The following is a 2,047-nucleotide window of genomic DNA, read 5'->3' on the forward strand; positions in this document are numbered from 1 at the left end:
GGCATGGCGCGGCGCGATGGGCGAGCAGGCCGTCGCCTGGCTGGGCAACCGGCTGCGCCGCCTGGTCAGCGCGCAGGCGGCGCACGACGACCTGGGCGAGGACGGGCCGGCGATCTTCCTGATGCCCGATCGCCTGGCCCGCTCGCTGGCGAAGCTGCCGGCGATGCTGCAGGAAGCCATGCGCCAGCACGCCGCCATGAGTCCCTTCACGCTGCGCGGCATCTACCTGAGCGGCCGAGCCGGCGCGCCGCAGGACGCGGCGGCGGCAGTGGTGGACGATCCGTTCGCGCCGCCGCCCCCGCTGCCCGCACCGGCGCCGCCGCTGTTCTGCCGCGACCTGCTGCGCGAACGCGTGTTCGGCGAATTCGGCCTGGCCACCATCGTGCCGCGACGGCTGGTGGCCGAACGCCGCACCCGCCGCGCCGTGCTGGCCGGCAGCGGTGCGCTGGCGCTGGTCTGGCTGATCGGCCTGGTGCCCACCTTCTTCGCGAGCCGCCAGCAGCTGCAGGCGATGGAGGGGCCGGTGCTGGCCGTGATCAGTGCCGTCGTCCGCGCCGGGGACACGGCCGGCGGCGCCCATTTCGACGCGCGCAGCATTGCCGATATCGCCACGGGGCTGGACCGGGTCGAGGATTGGAATACCCGTGCGCTGGCGCTGCCGGCGTCCTGGTTCTCGTGCTGCGGCGGTCTGGACGACGGCGTCAACGGGGCGCTGCGGGCGTACTACAGCAAGGTGCTGTTCAAGAATATCGACGAGGAATTCCACGCGCGGGCCGAGCACCTGACGCCGCGCGGGGCCACCGCGCTGGGCGGGGCGGGCGAGCCCACGGGCGACCCGGAAAAGACCGTGCAATTCGTGGCGCTGCAGGAATTCGTGCTGGCCACCCAGGAATACGAGTACCAGCGCGCCAAGTTCGACGAACTCACGCACATGTATGGCGGCAGCTGGAAGGATGCCGCGGGCCTGTTGCACTACCTCTTCAACGTGCAGCTCAATGCGGGATCGCCACGGGCGGCCGAGCGTTTCAGCAGGCTGTTGCAGGAAACGGCGTTCACGCCGCGCGCGCGCGACGTGGCCGACGAGAAGCTGCGCTTCCAGGCGCGCCTGCGGCAGCTGCACGGCGACTGGCTGAACCGCATGTTCGGCGCCACCCGGCTGCGCGAACTGCAGGCCGCGCTGGCGGCCGACGTGCAGCAGCTGGGCAGCGGCGGGGCGGACCGGCACGCCGACATGGTACGCATCCGCCAGCGCATCGGCGAGCTGCGCACCTTGCTGACGCAAACGGACCTGACGTGGATGGCCGACGGCAACCTGTCGATGAGCGCACCGTACCAGCGGCTCGAGACGGATATCCGCAAGTCGCTGATGCTGCGCGATGCCGCCGCCGGCCTGCGGGCCGAAGTCAGCGGGCGGCAACGCCAGTTCCGCGCTGCCGTGCAGGCCGACAGCAGCGGGCCGAACGCCGTGCTGGCCTACACGGAAGGCAAGGCGCTGCAGGTCAATGCCGACGTGGCCGAGCTGGAACAGGCCCTGGCACGCCTGCTGCAGTACCGCTTCACGCAGGGCGCCGACACGGCGGACGAGCTGGCCCTGCTGGCACCGGAAGGCCTGCTGGCGTGGCACGCCGACCAGCTGGGCGCCGTGCGCGACACGGTGGCGGAGCTGCAGAAATACGAAAGCACCGACCTGGCGGCGGCGCCGCCGGCCTACCAGTCCACCTTGCGCACCCTGGCGCGGCTGCAGGCAACGGCCTTCATGCAGCGTGAGCTGGCCACTGCCGCGGCGCCGGCGCCGTGCGAGGTCGGCTGGCGCTGTGCCAATTTCGACGACGCCCGGCAAATGGTCGGCCCGCTGTTGCCGGCGTTGCGCAAGCTGGAGCTGAACGACGCCGCGGCCAGCTGGCAGCAGCTGCTGGACCGGCAGGCCGAAACGCTGCTGCGCCAGTTGAATGCCGCGCTGGCGGGGGACACGCTGTACCTGCCCGCCGAGGGGGGCGTGGCGGCATGGGATGGCGGCCGGGGCGGCGCCATCGGCGCCTACGGCGCG

General features: G+C 72.2%; 1 protein-coding gene. It reads left to right on the plus strand.

The window, feature by feature from the left end; all coding sequences use genetic code 11:
• On the plus strand, positions 1–2,047 hold a 2,047-nt coding region (locus GM672_RS27480), incomplete at both ends, for a type VI secretion protein IcmF/TssM N-terminal domain-containing protein (protein ID WP_155473668.1).

It is taken from the genome of Pseudoduganella buxea (genome assembly GCF_009720835.1).
Taxonomy (GTDB): Bacteria; Pseudomonadota; Gammaproteobacteria; order Burkholderiales; family Burkholderiaceae_D; genus Rugamonas; species Rugamonas buxea.